At 71.0% G+C, this 17,090-nt stretch carries 19 protein-coding genes; 8 read left to right on the forward strand and 11 right to left on the reverse strand.

Translation table 11 applies throughout. The annotated features are described in order from the left end of the window. Position 1 precedes the first annotated feature (1 nt). The 3 genes from B0I32_RS50065 to B0I32_RS50075 all read right to left on the reverse strand — a co-directional run bounded on the left by B0I32_RS50065 (position 2) and on the right by B0I32_RS50075 (position 2,312). The gene (locus tag B0I32_RS50065) at positions 2–841 is read right to left on the reverse strand and encodes an alpha/beta fold hydrolase (RefSeq protein ID WP_181308673.1); all 840 of its coding nucleotides are present in this window, start codon (positions 839–841) and stop codon (positions 2–4) included. Between the two features lie 329 nt (positions 842–1,170). Next, positions 1,171–1,659 carry a DinB family protein gene (locus tag B0I32_RS50070; protein ID WP_106251866.1) on the reverse strand — a complete coding sequence of 163 codons (489 nt, stop codon included), beginning with the start codon at positions 1,657–1,659 and terminating at the stop codon, positions 1,171–1,173. Between the two features lie 26 nt (positions 1,660–1,685). Continuing rightward, positions 1,686–2,312, reverse strand: coding sequence for a class I SAM-dependent methyltransferase (locus B0I32_RS50075; RefSeq protein WP_106251868.1), 627 nt, complete (start codon positions 2,310–2,312; stop codon positions 1,686–1,688). A 130-nt stretch (positions 2,313–2,442) separates the two neighbouring features. Between B0I32_RS50075 and B0I32_RS50080 the strand changes: the two genes are divergently transcribed. Beyond that, on the forward strand, positions 2,443–3,042 hold the full coding sequence (locus B0I32_RS50080; RefSeq protein ID WP_106251870.1) for a helix-turn-helix domain-containing protein: 600 nt from the start codon (positions 2,443–2,445) through the stop codon (positions 3,040–3,042). Positions 3,043–3,072: 30 nt separating this feature from the next. Here the strand turns inward: B0I32_RS50080 and B0I32_RS50085 are convergent, their stop codons facing one another. From B0I32_RS50085 to B0I32_RS50100, 4 genes are all read right to left on the reverse strand, one after another. Continuing rightward, positions 3,073–3,543 (reverse strand): OsmC family protein, encoded by a 471-nt coding sequence (locus B0I32_RS50085; protein ID WP_106251872.1) that lies wholly within the window; start codon positions 3,541–3,543, stop codon positions 3,073–3,075. A 96-nt stretch (positions 3,544–3,639) separates the two neighbouring features. Then, positions 3,640–4,233 (reverse strand): hypothetical protein, encoded by a 594-nt coding sequence (locus B0I32_RS50090; RefSeq protein WP_106251873.1) that lies wholly within the window; start codon positions 4,231–4,233, stop codon positions 3,640–3,642. 73 nt (positions 4,234–4,306) lie between these two features. After that, a complete protein-coding gene (locus B0I32_RS50095; protein WP_106251950.1) occupies positions 4,307–5,137 on the reverse strand; it encodes an alpha/beta fold hydrolase in 831 nt (276 codons plus the stop codon). 96 nt (positions 5,138–5,233) lie between these two features. Beyond that, complete coding sequence (locus B0I32_RS50100) at positions 5,234–5,944, reverse strand: TetR/AcrR family transcriptional regulator (protein ID WP_106251875.1); 711 nt, start codon at positions 5,942–5,944, stop codon at positions 5,234–5,236. Positions 5,945–6,114: 170 nt separating this feature from the next. Here B0I32_RS50100 and B0I32_RS50105 point away from each other — a divergent pair, with 170 nt between their 5' ends. The 3 genes from B0I32_RS50105 to B0I32_RS50115 all read left to right on the forward strand — a co-directional run bounded on the left by B0I32_RS50105 (position 6,115) and on the right by B0I32_RS50115 (position 8,173). Then, positions 6,115–6,762 carry a dihydrofolate reductase family protein gene (locus tag B0I32_RS50105; protein ID WP_106251876.1) on the forward strand — a complete coding sequence of 216 codons (648 nt, stop codon included), beginning with the start codon at positions 6,115–6,117 and terminating at the stop codon, positions 6,760–6,762. Positions 6,763–7,030: 268 nt separating this feature from the next. Continuing rightward, positions 7,031–7,579: a dihydrofolate reductase family protein gene (locus B0I32_RS50110; protein ID WP_106251878.1), complete on the forward strand. Its 549-nt coding sequence runs from the start codon at positions 7,031–7,033 to the stop codon at positions 7,577–7,579. A 141-nt stretch (positions 7,580–7,720) separates the two neighbouring features. Further along, positions 7,721–8,173, forward strand: a complete 453-nt coding sequence (locus B0I32_RS50115) for an SRPBCC family protein (RefSeq protein WP_106251880.1) — start codon at positions 7,721–7,723, stop codon at positions 8,171–8,173. A gap of 253 nt (positions 8,174–8,426) precedes the next feature. On the opposite strand, the gene B0I32_RS50120 is transcribed toward B0I32_RS50115, so the two are convergent. Then, a complete protein-coding gene (locus B0I32_RS50120) occupies positions 8,427–8,708 on the reverse strand; it encodes a DUF3040 domain-containing protein (protein ID WP_106251881.1) in 282 nt (93 codons plus the stop codon). A 134-nt stretch (positions 8,709–8,842) separates the two neighbouring features. On the opposite strand from B0I32_RS50120, the gene B0I32_RS50125 reads away from it, so the two are divergent. From B0I32_RS50125 to B0I32_RS50135, 4 genes are all read left to right on the forward strand, one after another. Continuing rightward, entirely contained in the window at positions 8,843–9,874 is a 1,032-nt protein-coding gene (locus tag B0I32_RS50125; protein WP_106251883.1) for an Rv2578c family radical SAM protein, read from the forward strand. Positions 9,875–10,139: 265 nt separating this feature from the next. Then, a complete protein-coding gene (locus tag B0I32_RS61225; protein ID WP_281262673.1) occupies positions 10,140–10,262 on the forward strand; it encodes a hypothetical protein in 123 nt (40 codons plus the stop codon). A gap of 95 nt (positions 10,263–10,357) precedes the next feature. Next, on the forward strand, positions 10,358–13,468 hold the full coding sequence (locus B0I32_RS50130; protein WP_106251884.1) for a S41 family peptidase: 3,111 nt from the start codon (positions 10,358–10,360) through the stop codon (positions 13,466–13,468). 159 nt (positions 13,469–13,627) lie between these two features. Continuing rightward, entirely contained in the window at positions 13,628–15,067 is a 1,440-nt protein-coding gene (locus B0I32_RS50135) for a glycosyltransferase family 4 protein (RefSeq protein WP_245956646.1), read from the forward strand. Positions 15,068–15,085: 18 nt separating this feature from the next. Here B0I32_RS50135 and B0I32_RS50140 read toward each other — a convergent pair whose 3' ends face one another. The 3 genes from B0I32_RS50140 to crcB (B0I32_RS50150) all read right to left on the reverse strand — a co-directional run bounded on the left by B0I32_RS50140 (position 15,086) and on the right by crcB (B0I32_RS50150) (position 16,976). Beyond that, entirely contained in the window at positions 15,086–16,006 is a 921-nt protein-coding gene (locus B0I32_RS50140; protein WP_106251952.1) for a S1C family serine protease, read from the reverse strand. Positions 16,007–16,152: 146 nt separating this feature from the next. After that, a complete protein-coding gene (gene crcB, locus B0I32_RS50145) occupies positions 16,153–16,512 on the reverse strand; it encodes a fluoride efflux transporter CrcB (protein ID WP_106251885.1) in 360 nt (119 codons plus the stop codon). Further along, the gene (crcB, locus tag B0I32_RS50150) at positions 16,509–16,976 is read right to left on the reverse strand and encodes a fluoride efflux transporter CrcB (RefSeq protein ID WP_106251954.1); all 468 of its coding nucleotides are present in this window, start codon (positions 16,974–16,976) and stop codon (positions 16,509–16,511) included. The genes crcB (B0I32_RS50145) and crcB (B0I32_RS50150) overlap by 4 nt, the downstream gene beginning before the upstream one ends. Positions 16,977–17,090: the final 114 nt, after the last annotated feature.

Here is a 17,090-nt window from a genome sequence, read left to right on the forward strand (position 1 = left end):
CTCAGGCGCTGGACCAGAACCGGTCGAGTTCGGCGCAGATGAAGTCGGTCCGCTCCTGGAACACCCAGTGACCGCACTCCTCGATGACGCCGCCGTGCGCGTTCGCCGCGATGGCCTTGGCGCTGTCGACGCAGTGGGCGCCGAACGACGACCGGCCGCCCCAGGCCATCATCGGCACGGTGAGCCGGTCCGCCGTCAGCCGCCTCGTCTGCTCGGCCGCCTCCGGGATGGAGCCGTACAAGTTGAGGCTCGCGCGCAGATTGCCGGGCTGGCGCAGTTGCGTCACGTACGCCTGGATCTCCGACTCCGGCATCGCGGTCGGGTCGTAGGCGAAGTCGCGGAAGAAGTGCCGCAGGTACTGCTCCTCGCGGCCCTCGACGAGGAAGCGGGTGACGTCCATGTTCATGTGCATGACGAGGTGCCAGTACGCCACGCGGGGATCGACGTAGCCCGGGTAGTCGAGGCCGAAGAACGGCGTCTCGATCGCCGACAGCGACAGCGCGCGATCGGCCGCCAGGTAGGCGAGGGCGACGGAGGCCGGCCCGCCGAGGTCGTGACTCAGGATGTGGAACCGCTGGGCCTGCTCGGCGTCGGCCAGGCCTAGCAGGTCGGCCGCGATCGTCATGGGGTCGTAGCCGCTGAACGGCTTGTCGCTGTCGGCGAATCCGCGCAGGTCCGGGGCGATGAAACGGTACTTGTGGCCCAGCCGCTCCATGAGGATCAGATACTCGCGGTGCGTCTCCGGCCAGCCGTGCAGGCACAGGACTGTCGGCCCCTCACCGGCGGTGACGTAGTGGAGCCGGACGCCGTTGGTCTCGGCTCGCTGGTGTTTCACGTCCATCAGAACCCCCTGTCCTGACATTTCCCTCTCTGTCCCATGCGCGAGCAACGGTCAGGCAACCGGTGCGCCTGCACGCGCTCGGCGTACGGCATGAGCGGCCAGGAGCGAGAGGCCCAGCCAGATGGACGGGAGGTCATGGGTGTCCTCGGGAAGCGTGCCGAAAGCGACGACCAGGAAAGTCTCGCTGTTCAGCACTCTTCCTGCGGCGTTCGCCAGGACATTCACGCACCCACCGGCGACAGGCCGGTCAGCGGTCCGGCCTCATGGGTGGCGCTCGGAGAAAGCGGCGCCATGCTGCCGAATTCCCCTGGAGACGGCCCTGTGTTCGGTCAGCGGCCGGTGGTGCCGTCGATCAGTTCGCGCAGGATGTCCGCGTGGCCGGCGTGGCGGCCGGTCTCCTCGATCAGGTGGGTGAGCGCCCAGCGGACGCTGGGTGCCGGACGGCCCGGCCGGGGCAGCGGGGCGCCGAGGTCGGTGCAGCCGTCGAGGACGTCGTTCGCGCGCTCGACCGTCTCCCGGTAGCGGCCGACGACGTCGGCGACGCTGTCCGCCGGGGCGGCGTGGAACGTGGCCTGCCAGCCGTCGACCTCCTCCCCGAGGAACGTGGCGCGTTCGACGAAGGTGAGGTGGTTGAGCAGGCCGAGCAGGTTCGTGCCGGACGGGACGGCGGGCGTGCGGACCTGGGGTTCCGGAGCACCGTCGACCTTCGCGGCGATCGAGGCGCGCAGGTAGTCGAGGAAGCCGCGCAGGACCTCGATCTCGCTGCCCCCGGTACGGGGCGGCGGGGTGTCACGACGGCGCCGGGAGGCGGCGGGCATGGTGGTCTCCTTCGTACGGGAACGGGTCAGGCTGTACGGCGGATGAGGAGGACGTGGTCGGTGACCTCAGCGGTGCGGCCGCCCGGTCCGGTCGCGATCCGGCGGGGTTTGTCGGCGCGCTCGATCGTCCACACCGCCGGGTCCAGCCCGATGCCGGCGGCGACCTCCTGCGGAGTCGGGTGGTGGACGTCGGGGTCCTGGTTCCATGACCACGGCATGGTCGAGCCGTGGTCGACGATCAACAGCCGCCCGCCCGGACGCAGTGCGTGCGCGGCCGTGCGCAGGACGGTCGCCCGGTCCACGTCGAACGGGGTGTGCAGGTAGTGAGCGCAGATCAGGTCGAACTCGCCCTGCGGGAAGGACTCGTGCAGGGCATGACGTTCGGTCACGATCCGGTCGTCCAGGCCGGATGAACGGGCGAGGCCGGCAAGCCGCTCGACCGCGACGGCCGAGATGTCGACGGCGGTGACGCGCCACCCCTGGCGGGCCAGCCACAGCGCGTCACCGCCGTCACCGCAGCCGAGGTCCAGCGCGTCACCAGGCGGCAGGCCGGCCACCGTCTCGGTGAGGCGGTCGTTGGGGCGCGGGTCGGTGGCGGCCGGCCGGGCCGCGTAGACGCCGTCCCAGAACGTGCTCATGTCGGTGGTGCTCATCGGAACTCCTCTGCTGGCGGGTGGCCGCGCTCATCGGAACCTTCGGAACTGGCCCAGGTCGGAACGCGCTCAGTCTCGCCAGACCCGTCCACATCGGCACGCTTTCTTGCGGTTCTGGCAAGATGGACTCGTGGACGGGGGGACAGAGAAGGTGCTCGGCGCGGTGGGACCGCGGCTGCGGGCGCTGCGTCGCGCTCGCGGGATCACACTGGCCGATCTCGCGGCCACGACGGGGGTGTCGGAGAGCACGCTGTCCCGGCTGGAGAGCGGCCAGCGCCGGGCGACGCTGGAGTTGCTGCTGCCGCTGGCCCGCACCTACGACGTCCCGCTGGACGACCTCGTGGGCGCCCCGCGCACAGGCGACCCCCGGATCCACCTGAAGCCGATGCGGCGGCACGGGATGATCTTCGTTCCGCTGTCCCGGCGGCCCGGCAGCACGCAGGCGTTCAAGATGATCATCCCCGCCGGACCAAAACCGCTCGAACCGACCCCGCAGACACACGAGGGCTTCGAGTGGCTGTACGTGCTCAGCGGCCGCCTGCGGCTGGTGCTCGGCGAGCGTGACCTGACGATGACGGCCGGCGAGATCGCCGAGTTCGACACGTCACTGCCGCACTGGCTGGGAAGCGCGGACGGCGGCGCGGTCGAGCTGCTGATCCTGTTCGGCCTGCAAGGGGTACGCGCGCACGTACGCGCCCGCCCTCGACGGTCGTCCGACGAGGAGAGCTAGACGCGGCGGTGGCGACCGCCGGCGGCGAGGTCAGGCGGCCGGGTGGACGGTCGGTTCGTGGCGGACCGGGAAGTTGACCGAGGCGGCGATGTAGCAGGACTCGTGGGCGTCGGCGTGCAGGGCGAGAGCGGTCTCGGTCATCTCGGGCGTGGCCACCGTGACCACCGGGTGGAGCACCACCTCGGTGAAGTGGCCTCCGTCCGCGGTCTCGGCCATGGTGCCGGTCGCCGTGTCGGCGTACGCGGTGACGACCACCCCGGCCATGGCGCACTTGTGCAGGTACCAGAGCATGTGGCACTGCGAGAGCGAGCCGAGCAGGAGCTGTTCGGGGTTCCAGCGCGCCGGGTCGCCGCGGAAGGCGGGGTCGGCGCTGCCCGGGATGGCGGGCGGGCCCTCGGCCGACAGCTCGTGCTCGCGGCCGTAGTCGCGGTAGCCGCTGGTGCCCGTGCCCTTGTCGCCGGTCCAGGTCACGACGGTCTGGTACGTATGCTGGCGGCCCATCGACGATCTTCCTCACTGCCTGGGTCCCCTTCGGTGGGGGCTCCAGATCACGCTATCGAAACGGGCCCGGCATCCCCTCAGCCGGGCATGGCGCGGTCAGTTGACCGGATCGTCGAGGACGATCACCGTCGTCTGCTCGCCGTCCAACCGGTCGATCTCGATGCCGACCCCGGTGGCCGCCTCGATGAAGGCGAGCGCCGTGGCGCGTCTGCCGTCGAAGTCCTCGGGGTCGAGGTCGTCGAGCATGGCGCGGAAGTCCGCGAGGACGTCCGGCGCGCCCTCTTCGTCGATCCGGTCGCCGAGGACGTGGTTCCAGATCTGCGCCTGGATCTTGCCGCCGCCCGCGCAACACATCGTCGAGGCCCCGTTGACCGACCATGACGTGGTCCACACGCGAGCGTCCTCGCTGAGCGTGCGGAGGAGCTCGCCGGACAGGGGGCGGCCGTACTGGCACTCGAGGAACCCGTACCCGCCGTCGCCCTCGAAGACGTAGAGCATGGTGAGGTCCTCGTCCAGGGCCGTCTCCATGGGGTGGTCCAGGGTGCGTTCCTCCGGGTCGCGGCCTCCGTTCAGCCGCCACAGGAGGTCGTCCGGCGTCAGCTCGTCGTCGAAGGGCTGCACCACCGTCCAGCAGGCGCTGTCCGCGAGCCACGGGTACCGTCTGAAGAGGGCGCGGTAGTGATCAAGCACGTGATCATGATGGCGCATCCGCGGGCCGGTGCGGAATGGCCCCGATGCGCTTCAGTGACCACGCCGGCGGGTGTCAGAGCCGGTGGCGGAGCCAGTCCAGGCCGGATTCGGCGTGGGTGACGATGGTGAAGTGGCTGTCGCCCGCGCAGAGGCGCAGTTCGGCGCTCGGGCAGTGGGCCGCCAGCCACTTCCCGTGAGAGGCGGGGATGATGCGGTCCTCGGTGCCGTGCAGGAGGAGCGTCGGGGCCTCGATGACGGCGGGGTCGCAGCCCCAGGCGTGGGTGTAGGAGACGTCGTCGTCGATCTGGCCGTACGGTCCGGCGTCGAGGGCGGGCTCCGAGACCTTCCCCAGCCATCCCCACGGCCCCTCGAACAACGCCAGGTCCGCCTCGGTGAACTCGCAGTCGTAGCGGAACCCGGACGTCGCCAGCGCCGTGCGCACCTCCCGGCCCGCCGCCGCCGTGCCCAGCGCGGCCACTCCGGACGGGACCATCCCCGCGAACCAGTCGAGCCCTTCCACGCCGTACGGGGCGATGCCGGCCAGGCTCAGCACCGCCTGGACGCGCCCGCCCAGCCAAGCGGCACATCCCAGCGCGTAGGTCCCGCCGCCTGAGTACCCGGCCACGGCGAACCGGCCGAGGCCGAGGGCGTCCGCGACCGCCGCCGTGTCGCGGGCGACCGAGGCCACGGTGCGGCCGGGGTCGGGGCCGGAGCCGCCGTACCCCGGCCGGTCGAAGGACACCCAGCGCAGGCCGAGCCGGTCGGCCGCGGCGAAGAGCGGCTCCGGCGGCGCGCCCAGGTTCGGCGTGCCGTGGTGCCACACGACGGGCAGCCGTCCGCTCTCCCCGCTGTCGTAGACGTGCAGCGTGCGTCCGGCGCCCACCGGGATGTCTCGTTCGATCATCTTCGGCACTTTATCTTCCGTACGGCGGGTGCGAGCCTCCCGCGAGGTGCCCCTCCCGCCGCCGGCACGACGTCTCGATCAGGGCGGCCAGGCCGGTCAGTGCTCCGGGGTGCGTTGCGCGATGGCGTGTTCGAGTCCGTCGAGGATGGCGTTCAGGCCGAACTCCCGGGTGGTGGCAGGCGAGGGGACGGCCTGAGTGGTGGCCAGCAGCGGGAACCGGTCGGCATTACGGAGCAGCAGGTCGCGCATGACCGGGCCGGCCTCGCCCGCCGTCCAGATCTGGGTGCCGGGGGTGGCGGCCGCGTGGGTGGCCCGGATGTGGTTGGACACCAGCATGATCGCCTCAAGGCGTTCGCGTTCGGTCAGCGGGGTGCCGGCCAGGGCACCGAGGGCGCTCTCCGGCCAGGCGGTCTCGCGCGGGCCCATCACCCGGTCGCCCGCGGTGATGGACGGCAGCCAGGGATGCAGCCGCCAGGCGGCGGAGAGCTCGCGCGCGTACTCCTCCAGCTTGGCCCGCCACCCGGTCACCCCGCCCAGCTCGGGCGCCTCTCCGACGGCCGCCTCGATCATGACGGCGATGAGTTCGGCCTTGTCCTTGACGTAGCGGTACAGCGCCATCTTGGTGAAACCGAGTTCGGCCGCGATGCGCTGCATGGAGACCGCCTCCAGACCCTCGGCGTCGGCCACCTTGACCGCCGTGTCCGCCACCTGATCCAGGTCGAAGGCGGCCCTGGGGCCCCTGCTGGACGGTTTCCGCAACCCCCACAGCAGCTCGGCCACCGCTTTCCGATCCTCGTTCACCGGCATCGCCACACTCCCTCTTGCCATCCCCGAATAACTGTATCTACTATACACAGTGTCCGAGGGAAACAGTTTCCCTCGGAGAAGGAAACGGCACGTTCGTGCCACATGTCGCGCTGCCCTGGACGGATTCACGGCCGAGCCGGAACGTCCTGAGCACGGAGAAGGGAAAGATCATGGGTGAGCTCCGCGTCCACAACTTCGCCATCTCGCTGGACGGCTTCGGCACCGGCGAGGGCCAGTCCGCCGACGCCGCGTTCGGCCACGCCGGCGAGCGCATCCACGACTGGATGTTCGCCACCCGTTACTGGCACGAGATGGGCGGCGTCCGGCGCGGGAGCGTCGGCGCCGACAACGCGTTCGCCACGATGCACAGCTCCGGCATCGGAGCCGAGATCATGGGCGCCGGCAAGTTCGGCCCGCCCGGCTGGCAGGACGATCCCGGCTACAAGGGCGCGTGGGGGCCGAACCCGCCCTTCCACACGCCGGTCTTCGTGCTCACCCACCGGCCGCGGCCCTCCGTCGAGATGGCCGGCGGCACCACGTTCCACTTCCTCGACGCCCCGCCCGCCGAGGCGCTCAAGATCGCCCTGGAGGCGGCCGGCGGCCAGGACGTACGCCTCGGCGGCGGCCCCTCCGTCATCCGCGACTTCGTCGCCGAAGGGCTGGTCGATCAGATGCACCTCGTCCAGGTCCCGATCCTGCTCGGACGCGGCGTCCGGCTCTGGGACGGCCTGGAGGCGCTGGAGGAGGCGTACCACATCGAGGCGGTCTCCACGCCCAGCGGCGTCACCCACCTGACGTTCACCGCCAAGAAGCGCTGACCACGGTCCCCGCTCCCCCTCACCTGCCTGCTCCACGCGCCCGACGCCATCGCCCGGGTTGCCACGGGTGCCGCGAAGGCGGCCGGTGGACAGCCCGGCCTGGCCGCATCCCGACAGGGAAGGATCGCGGCCCCTTCGGACGATCGGGCGTCTCAGATTCGCCTTCGGACGGGCTGATGCCCCCGGCCACGGATCGGGCCGGCCCGCCGATGAATGTCGCCTTCATGCAACCGCGTCGGTTCGACGCGATGTCAAGACAGGAACCCGCATGGGAACGATCAGCAGCTCCACGTTCGTCAGCCTGGACGGCGTGGTCAACCACATGGACAAGTGGCACTTCGACTACGTCGACGACGAGTCGGGCGCGCTGGCGCTGGAGCAGCTCCAGGCCGCGGACGCGATGCTGATGGGCCGCAAGACCTACGAGGTGTACGCCGGCGCCTGGCCGGAACGGGACGACAAGTACGCGGACGCGATCAACGCCATCCCGAAGTACGTCGCCTCCACCACCCTCGGCGAGCCGGCCTGGCACAACACCAGCGTGCTCGGCGGAGACCTGATCGAGGCGGTCCGGGCGCTGCGCGCCGAGGAGGGCGGGTCGATCCTGATGCACGGCTACGGCCCGGTGGCCAAGGCCCTGCTGCGGGCGGACCTGCTCGACGAGCTCCACCTGTGGGTGCACCCCCACCTGGCCGGGATCGGCGACGCGGACGATCTCCTCCTCCACCAGGGCCTCACCAAGAAGCTCGAACTGACCGCGACCCGCACGCTCGGCTCCGGCGTCATCGTCCTCACCTTCCGCAACCCCGGCGCGTGACCACCCCGAGCGAAGCCGGGCCGAACGCGACCATCCCGCAGGAAGCCGGGCCGAGCGCCACCCCAACCGGAGCCACGCCGAACGACGCCGGGCCGAGCGCCACCATCGCGAGCGGAGCCGGTTGGAAAGGAGCACGGCCATATGCCTGAGACACCCCAACGAGAGGCGGGCGGCGGGTTCACCGTGCGGCGCCGTCTGCGCGCCGGCGCCGAGCGGGTCTTCGCGGCCTTCGTCGAGCCGGGCAAGCTCGAACAGTGGTTCGTCGTGCCCGGCTATCACACGCCCGCCGACCGGATGCGGGTCGACGCCCGGCCGGGCGGGCGGCTCGACGCGGTCATGATCTCGGACGTGGACGGCGCGGAGATCCCCTTCGGCTTCGTCTACGCCGACGTGGACCCGCCGCACCGGGTGGTCCTGCGCTTCCAGGAGCCGCGGGAGCTGGTCACCGTGACCCTGTCCGACGCCCCCGGCGGGGTGGACCTCACCTACGAGTTCGTCTCCTGGCCGGGACCGGCCGACGAGAAGGCGTCCCAGCGCGGCGTCGACGACATGCTCGACCTCATCGCGGCGGGGATCCGGCAGGGCACGATCTGATGCCCGAACGACCGCGACAACCTTCCCGAACGCCCGTGACGAGCGGGTAAGCCCGGATCACCCACCCGAGCCGGTGACTTCCATCGGCTCGGGGATGACGTCCACCAGCGCGCCGTTGCGGTGCACGGTGATCGGCAGCGGCCGGAGTGCTTCCGGTGTGGCGGACCTGTTTGGGGCCGCGGCTCACCGCGCGGATACGATCTTCGGGTACGTCGGGCCGGCCGCTCTCAAGCCGTCGCCGGCGGTACCGCGTTCAGAAGGAGACTGCCAAGGCCAGGGCCGTGGCGGCCTCGTGGCTGAGAACCATGACCAGCAGCGTTGCGACCAGCGTGGCGATGAGCAACCAGCTGACGACGATGATGACCGTCGAGCGGCGCGGCCGGTGCCTCGGCCCCGGCTGCCCCTTCGACCTCTCCTCGCTGCGACGAACCCGCTCGTTGAACGACTCGAGCCGGGCGACGAGTCGGGGATCGTCATCGACGAGGTGCTGCTCGATCTGGGCCAGCATTCGCTCCTCGTCCTGCGACCAGGCCATGGGTGCACCTCCGGAACGCAAGCTCTGTGGCGTCTTTCTGCCCAACCCTGAAGATCATTAGCCCCCGCCTGACCCAGTAATTGCCACCTCTTTTCGGTTTGCGATCATGCTCGAACCTTTGTTCTAATCATGGCATGCGCTGGGACAACCTGCGCCTGGCCGGGTCCGGCCGGGACGATCCGGCCGCGCCGCTCTTCGCCCGCGGCGCGGTGACCCGAACGTTCGACACACCCGATTTCGCCGGGATGACCTTCTACGAGATCCGGGCCAGATCCATCATCAACCGCGTTCCCGAGGCCAGCCGGGTCCCGTTCGAGTACACGATCAACCCGTACCGCGGCTGCTCACATAAGTGCATTTACTGTTTTGCCCGAAAAACGCATGAATATCTAGATTTGGATTCCGGAGCGGACTTCGACTCCAAGATCGTGGTCAAGGTCAACGCCGCCGAGCTGGCCCGCAAGGAGCTGACCTCGCCGCGCTGGGGCGGTCACCACGTGGCCATGGGCACCAACGTCGACTGCTACCAGCGCGCCGAGGGGCGCTACCGGCTGATGCGCGGCATCCTGGCCGCGCTGCGCGACGCCGCCAACCCGTTCTCCATCCTCACCAAGGGCACGCTGATCCTGCGCGACCTCGACCTGCTCACCGAGGCCGCGGACGTGACCGACGTCAGCGCCGACGTCTCGGTCGGCTTCGTGGACCCGGAGATGTGGCGCGCCGTCGAGCCCGGCACCCCCAACCCGCGCCGCCGCCTGGAGACGTGCGCGTCGCTCAACGACAACGGCATCGCCTGCGGCGTCCTGATGGCCCCGATCCTCCCCTACCTGACCGACTCCCCCGCCCAGCTCGACCGCACGGTCAAGGAGATCGCCGAGGCGGGCGCCACCCACATCGCCCCGATAGTGCTGCACCTGCGTCCAGGGGCCAGGGAGTGGTGGCTGAGCTGGCTCTCGCGCGAGCACCCGCGCCTGGTGCCGCGCTATCTGGAGCTGTACGGGCGGGGCTCCTACGCGCCCAAGTCCTACCAGCAGCGGGTGACGGGCCTGGTCAGAGAGCTGGCCGAACGCCACGGGGTCGGCCGGGGCACCCCGGCGACGGCCCGCCGCGCCCCGTCCCGCCGCCCGGCGACCACACCCGAGCCGGAGCAGTTGCGCCTGCTCTGATCCCCGACCCGAGACATCTCCGGCTCGAGGCTCCATCCGGCCGTACGCGGAGTCGACCGTGCGGAGTCGACCCTGCGCGGAGTCGACCGTGCGCGGAGTCGACCGTGCGCGGAGTCGGACGGGTGAAGAGTCGGGCGGGTGAGGCCGCGCTGGGGCGCTTATTCGGGAGCCGGAAAGGTGGTATGTCGGGTTTCGTCGTTTGATGGGTATTAACGGCCGTGGTGCACCAATACGGGGCATCTCGTCCATTCGGGGGGAGAATTCCATGGCTGACACGAAGAAGAAACCCGCTTCCAAGTCCGGCAAGTCGAAGAAGCAGGCCATCAAGACCAGCCGGCAGGCCAAGGAGACGAAGCGGGACAGCCAGAAGCCGTCCGGCGAAGAGTGACCATCCGGGCAGCCCGCTGAGGCTGCCCGACCGGTGACCTGATCGGACGGCTGTGGCCGGCGGCCCGGCCGTCCGATCGACCGTGGAGCTGCTCCATGTCGGCTTACCTGCGCTTCCCGGCCGTCTTCCAGGACGTGGTGGTCTTCGCCGCCGAGGACGATCTGTGGATGGTCTCCGCCCTGGGCGGGCGGGCCTTCCGGCTGACCGCGGGGCTGGCCGAGGCCGGCTATCCGCGCATCTCGCCGCGCGGCGACCAGCTCGCGTTCGTGGGGCGCGAGGAAGGCCCTGAAGAGGTGTACGTGATGCCGTCCGGCGGCGGCGCGGCCCGCCGGCTGACGTTCCACGGCGCCCGCTGCACGGTGACCGGCTGGGACCCGGAAGGCCGCATCCTGTACGCCAGCGACCAGTCGCAGCCGTTCGAGGGCCGCAAGTGGCTGCACCGGGTGACGCCGGGCGGGGTGCCGGAGCGGCTGCCGTACGGACCGGCGAACTCGATCGCGTACGGACCCGCTGGCATGATCGTGCTCGGCCGCAACACCGCGGACCCGGCCCGCTGGAAGCGCTACCGGGGTGGAACGGTCGGGGACCTGTGGATCGACCCGCGCGGCGACGGCGAGTTCAGGCGGCTGATCAGGCTGCCGGGCAACCTGGCCTCGCCCTGCTGGAGCGGCGGCCGGGTGTGCTTCATCTCCGACCACGAGGGCGTCGGCAACGTCTACTCCTGCGACCCCGGCGGAGGAGACCTGCGCCGGCTCACCCATCACGACGACTACTACGCCAGGAACCTGTCCGGCGACGGGCAGCGCCTGGTCTATCACGCGGGCGCGGAGCTGTTCCTGCTGGAGCCGGGCGAGCCGGCGCGGCGGCTGGAGGTGCGGCTGGCCAGCTCCAGGACGCAGCTCAACCGCAGGTTCGTCGAGGCCGCCGACTATCTCGACAGCGCCAGGCTGAGCCCGGACGGCAGCGCACTGGCGATCACGGCGCGCGGCAAGGCGTACGCGATGGCGGACTGGGAGGGCCCCGTACGCCAGCACGGCCGTCCCGACGGTGTCCGCTACCGCTTCCTGACCTGGCTGAACGACGGCGTCCGGCTGATCGCGGCGGCCAGCGACGACGGCGACGAGGAGCGGCTGGTCGTCCTGGAGGGCGGCGAGGGCGGCCAGGGCACGGAGGTGGCCCGGCTGGGGCGGGTCAACGAGCTGGTCCCCGATCCCGCGCACGACCGGGTGGCGGTCGTCAACCACCGCGACGAGCTGCACGTGCTCGACCTGGCCACCGGCCGCTCGGAGCTGGTGGAGGCCAATCCCCACGGCCCGCCGGAGGATCCGGCCTGGTCGCACGACGGCGAGTGGCTGGCGTACGCGAGCCCGTCGAGCTCCCGGTCCACCGCGATCAAGCTGCACCATCCGGCGACCGGCCGCACGGTCCCGGCCAGCGAGCCGGCGCTCAAGGACTCGATGCCGGCCTTCGACCCGGAGGGCCGCTACCTGTACTTCATCGGCCAGCGCGTCTTCTCCCCCGTCTACGACCAGCTCCAGTTCGACCTGGGCTTCCCGCTGGGCACCCGGCCGTACGCGGTGGCGCTGCGCGCGGACGCGCCGGACCCGTTCGTGCCCCGGCCGCGCCCGCTGGAGGAGCCGAAGGACGACGACGAGGAGGGCGAGCCGGAGCCGCTGCGCGTGGACGTGGACGGGCTGGCCCGCAGGGTGACCGCGTTCCCGCTGCCCGAGGGCCGTTACGAGCGGGTGGCGGGGCTGAAGGGCAAGGCGCTGATCCTGACCAGCCCGCTCGAAGGGGACGACACGCTGCACCTGTTCGACTTCGCCGGCGGCCGGAACGAGCTGTTCGCCGAGGACGTGGACGACTTCGAGCTCGGCCGCGACCACAAGACGCTGCTGTACCGGGCGGGGAGCCGGCTGCGGGTGGTCAAGGCGGGCGAGGTGCCCGGCGACGGGGAGAGTCCCGGGCGGGAGAGCGGCTGGATCGACCTGTCGCGGGTCAAGGTGTCGGTCTGCCCGGTGGCGGAGTGGCGGCAGATGTTCCGCGAGGCGTGGCGGCTGCAGCTGGAGAACTTCTGGACCGAGGACATGGCGGGCGTGGACTGGCCGGCCGTGTACGAGCGCTACCGGCCGCTGGTGGACCGGGTGACGACCCGTGGTGAGTTCTCCGACCTGCTGTGGGAGCTGCACGGGGAACTGGCCACCAGCCACGCCTTCGAGAGCGGCGGCGAGTACCGGCCGGGACCCGACTACACGCAGGGCAAGCTGGGCGTGGACTGGCAGTATCGCGCCGGCGTCTACCGCATCGGCGCGCTCGTGACCGGCGACCCGTGGGACCCGAAGGCCACCTCGCCGCTGAACCGGCTCGGCCTCGACGTGCGGCCCGGTGACGCCGTGCTGGCCATCGACGGCGCGCCGATCGGGGTGGCGGCCACCCCGAACGAGCGGCTGGTCAACCAGGCGGGCGAGGAGGTGGAGCTGACGCTGCGGCGCGGGAAACGGGTGTTCACGGTCACGGTACGCGCCCTCGCCGACGAACGGCCGGCCCGCTACCGCGACTGGGTGAACCTCAACCGCGCCCGGTGCCACGAGCGCTCCGGCGGCCGGGTCGGCTATCTGCACGTGCCCGACATGGGGGCCGAGGGGTTCGGGGAGTTCCACCGGGGCTTCCTGGCCGAGTACGACCGGCACGCGCTGATCGTGGACGTGCGCTTCAACGGCGGTGGCCACGTCTCGGCGCTGCTGCTGGAGAAGCTGGCCAGGCGGCGGCTGGGCTACGACTATCCGCGGTGGGGCGATCCGGAGCCGTACCCGCCCGAGTCGCCGCGCGGCCCGATCGTGGCCGTCACGAACGAGTGGGCGGGCTCGGACGGCGACATCTTCAGCCACACCTTCAAGCTGCTCGGCCTCGGCCCGCTGGTCGGCAGGCGCACGTGGGGCGGCGTGATCGGCATCTGGCCGCGCCACCGGCTGGCCGACGGGACGGTCACCACGCAGCCGGAGTTCTCCTTCGCCTTCGACGACGTCGGCTGGCAGGTGGAGAACTACGGCACCGATCCCGACATCGAGGTGGACATCACCCCGCAGGACTACGCGAGGGGCGTGGACACGCAGCTGGAACGGGCGATCGACGTCGCGCTCGACCTGCTGGCCGACAATCCCCCGCATACTCCTGATCATCGGCACAGGCCGCGCATGCAACCTTAAGTATCCCCAGAGCGTCTAAAGATCATAGGTGGGGTAAGCGCACAGGGGATGAAAGCACATGCGCTCCACCGACGAACAGGTATGAGGCCGGTGGTGAGGCGAGCCCTCCCCGCCGGCCACGTGTGTTGAGCCTTCTTCCGCGAAAAGGGGATCTGTTAAGTGCGCGCACTGGCACGCAAGGGCAAGTCGGCGATGGTCCGGCTCTATCGGGGGTACAACCGGCGCAAGAGACGTGAGGCGCCGCCGCCCTCGATCCGGCGGGTACGCATCCTGCTGCTGCACGCCAACGGGATGGGGGGCACCATCCGCACCGTGTTCAACCTGGCCAGTTACCTGGCCGAGGAGCACGATGTGGAGATCGTCAGCGTGCTGAAGGAGGCGGAGGCGCCGTTCTTCCCCATCGATCCCCGGGTGAAGTTCCGTTTCCTGGACGATCGGCTCGATCCCGGCATCGACCCGGTGCGCGCGATGTTGTCGAAGCTGCCGAGCCGGCTCATCCCCAAGGAGGAGTCGGCGTACCACAGGTTCAACCTCTGGACCGACCTCAAGCTGGCGCGTTACATCCGCTCGCTGGACACCGGCGTACTCATGGCCACCCGCCCGGGGCTCAACCTCGCGCTCGCCCAATTAGCCCAGCCCGGCGTGATCACGATCGGGCAGGAACATGTGGCGTTGCGTACTCAGGCCGAATCCATCCAGGAGCTGATCAAGTGGCGATATCGCCGCCTGGACGCCCTGGTCACCCTCACCAAGGCCGATCTGGCCGACTACCGCGAGACGCTGCCGAAGAAACCGCGCAAGCTGATTCGCATCCCCAACGCCGTGCCGCCGATGACGGGCGAGGTGTCCAAGCTCGACGCCAAGGTGGCCGTCGCGGTCGGCCGGATGACCCGGATCAAGGGCTTCCACCGGCTGATCACCGCCTGGGAGACCGTCGCGGCCGCGCATCCCGACTGGAAGCTGCGCATCTTCGGCGCGGGGCCGCAGGAGGAGAACCTGGCCAGGCAGGTCGTCGAGGCGGGGCTCGAGGACAAGGTCGAACTGCCGGGGCCGACGACCGACGTGGGCGGGGAGCTGGAGAAGTCGTCCATCTTCGTGCTCAGCTCGCGGCACGAGGGCTTCCCCATGACGATCCTGGAGGCCATGGCGAAGGGGCTGGCCATCGTCAGCTTCAACAGCCCGCACGGGCCCAAGGAAATGATCAAGAACGGGGTGGACGGGCTGCTGGTCAAGCCCCGTACCAACGCCAATCTCGCCGCCGCGATCATCCGCGTGATCGAGGACGAGGAGTTGCGCCGGGACCTCGCGGCGCGGGCGCAGGAGACGGCGCACAAGTACGACCCCGACGTCGTCGGGAAGAAGTGGGACGCGCTGCTGGAGGAACTGCTGGCGCGGCGCGACGGCTCGTGGGCCGCGGCGCGCAAGAACGGGGATCCGGCCCAGGCGTCCTCCCGGCAGGAACAGGCCGCGGCGTCCCCCGCGCGGGAACAGTCCCCGGCCCAGACGTCCCCCGCCGAGGAACAGTCCCCCGCCCAGGAACAGTCCTCCGCGCAGGAATCGTCCCGGGCTCAGGAGCAGCTCGCGCCTCCGTGCCCGTGACGAGCGGGTAGGCCCGGATCACACGCCCGAGCCGGTGAGTTCCACCGGCTCGGCGATCACGTCCACCAGCGCGCCGTTGCGGTGCACGGTGATCGGCAGCGGCCGTCCGATCGCGTCGGCGAACATCAGCCGCTGCAGGCTCTGCGCGTCACCCACCGGGGTACGCCCGGCGCTCAGCACCAGGTCGCCGGCGCGCAGCCCGGCCCGGTGCGCGGGCGATCCCGCCACCACCTCGACCACACGCAGGGCGCCGTTCTGCCCGGTGCTCTCGCGCAGGTGCTCGGGCAGCGGCGCTGGCGAGGTCACCAGGCCGAGGAACGCCCGCCTGACCCGGCCGTCCCTGATCAGCGCGGCGATGATGGAGCGGGTCGTGGCGTTCATCGGCACGGCCAACCCGACCCCGATCCCGGCCACGGCGGTGTTGATGCCGACCACCCGCGCCCGCGCGTCGGCCAGCGCTCCGCCGGAGTTGCCGGGGTTGAGCGCGGCGTCGGTCTGGATGACGTCCTCGATCAGGCGGGTGGCGGAGCCGCTGCGCGCGGGCAGCGACCGCCCCAGCCCGGACACCACGCCGGCCGTCACCGAGCCGGTCAGCCCGAGCGGGTTGCCCACGGCCACCACGAGCTGGCCGACCACCAGCCCGTCGCTGTCGCCGAGCTCGGCGGGCGGCGGCGTGGCGGTGCGCGCCCTGATCACGGCGAGGTCGGACAGGGGGTCGCGCCCGACCACCTCGAAGTCGCCGGACACGCCGTCGGCGAACGCGACGGTCCCGGTCCTGGAGTAGCCGACCACGTGGGCGTTGGTCAGCAGGAACCCGTCGCCGGTGAACACCACGGCGGAACCGTTGCCCCGCCCGGCCCGCACGCTGGCCACCCTGGGCAGCAGCTCGGCGGCCACGGAAGACACGACCTGGGAGTAGGCGTCGAGGGGATCGGCCACCGTGACCTCCAATATGATTACTGGATTACACGGTAACTCTCCCCGTCAAAACCTGAGCGAGCTCCGTTCAAAGGGAGGTCCGTTCAGAGCGGGTCCGTTCAAAAAGGGGGCCCGTTCAAAAGGGGACCGTTCAGAGCAGGGGCCGTTCAGAGCAGGGCCTGGGCGAGGGCGGCGCCGCAGAAGGCCGCGCCGAGCCCGGCCACCACGCTGGCCACCGCGTTGGCGACCGCGTGGAAGCGCGCCCCCTCCTCCATCAGCCGCACCGTCTCGTACCCCAGCGTCGAGTACGTCGTCAGCGCCCCGCAGAACCCCGTGCCCGCCAGCGCCATCACCCCGTCACCCAGCGGCAGCGCCGCCAGGAACCCCAGCACCGCCGACCCGCTCACGTTCACGGCGAGGGTCCCCCAGGGGAAGACCGTGTCGTGCCGCGCCTGCACCGCCCGGTCCGCCACGTACCGCAGCGGCGCTCCGACCGCGGCTCCCAGCACGATCAGCACGAGCGTCATCGGGCACCGTTCCCGGGTACGAGGCGGGCGGCGCGGCGGGTCAGCCACATGCCGGCCGCCACTGCGGCCACCGCCGCCACCATCGTGGCCACCAGGTAGGCCAGGCCGGTGAGCGGCGCGCCCGCCTCGACCGTCCGCCGCACGTCCACCGCGTACGTCGAGAACGTCGTGTACCCGCCCAGCACCCCCACCCCGAGGAACGGCCGCACCAGGCGGTGGGCCGGGCGGACCTCCGTGATCAGCACCATGAGCACCCCGATGAGCAGGCAGCCGGACACGTTGACCAGGAACGTCGCCCACGGGAAGCCGGCCGGGCCGGTGGGCAGCGCGGTCTGGACGGCGTGGCGGGCCAGCGCCCCGAGCGCGCCGCCGGGGGCGATCACGGCGAGCACCGGCAAGAGCGGCTCGGCCCGCTGCGCCGGAACGTGAAGATCGACATCGGGGTCGACAGGACGATCAGTCACACGACGCAGGCTACCGCCGCCGCCACGGACACCTTCCCCCAGCCCCGTCCGCCACCTCCCCCGACGCACTCCCCCGAGCCCCCGCACCACCCCTCAGGACGCCCTCCCCCGGCC

It is taken from the genome of Nonomuraea fuscirosea, assembly GCF_003001935.1.
GTDB lineage: Bacteria > Actinomycetota > Actinomycetes > Streptosporangiales > Streptosporangiaceae > Nonomuraea > Nonomuraea fuscirosea.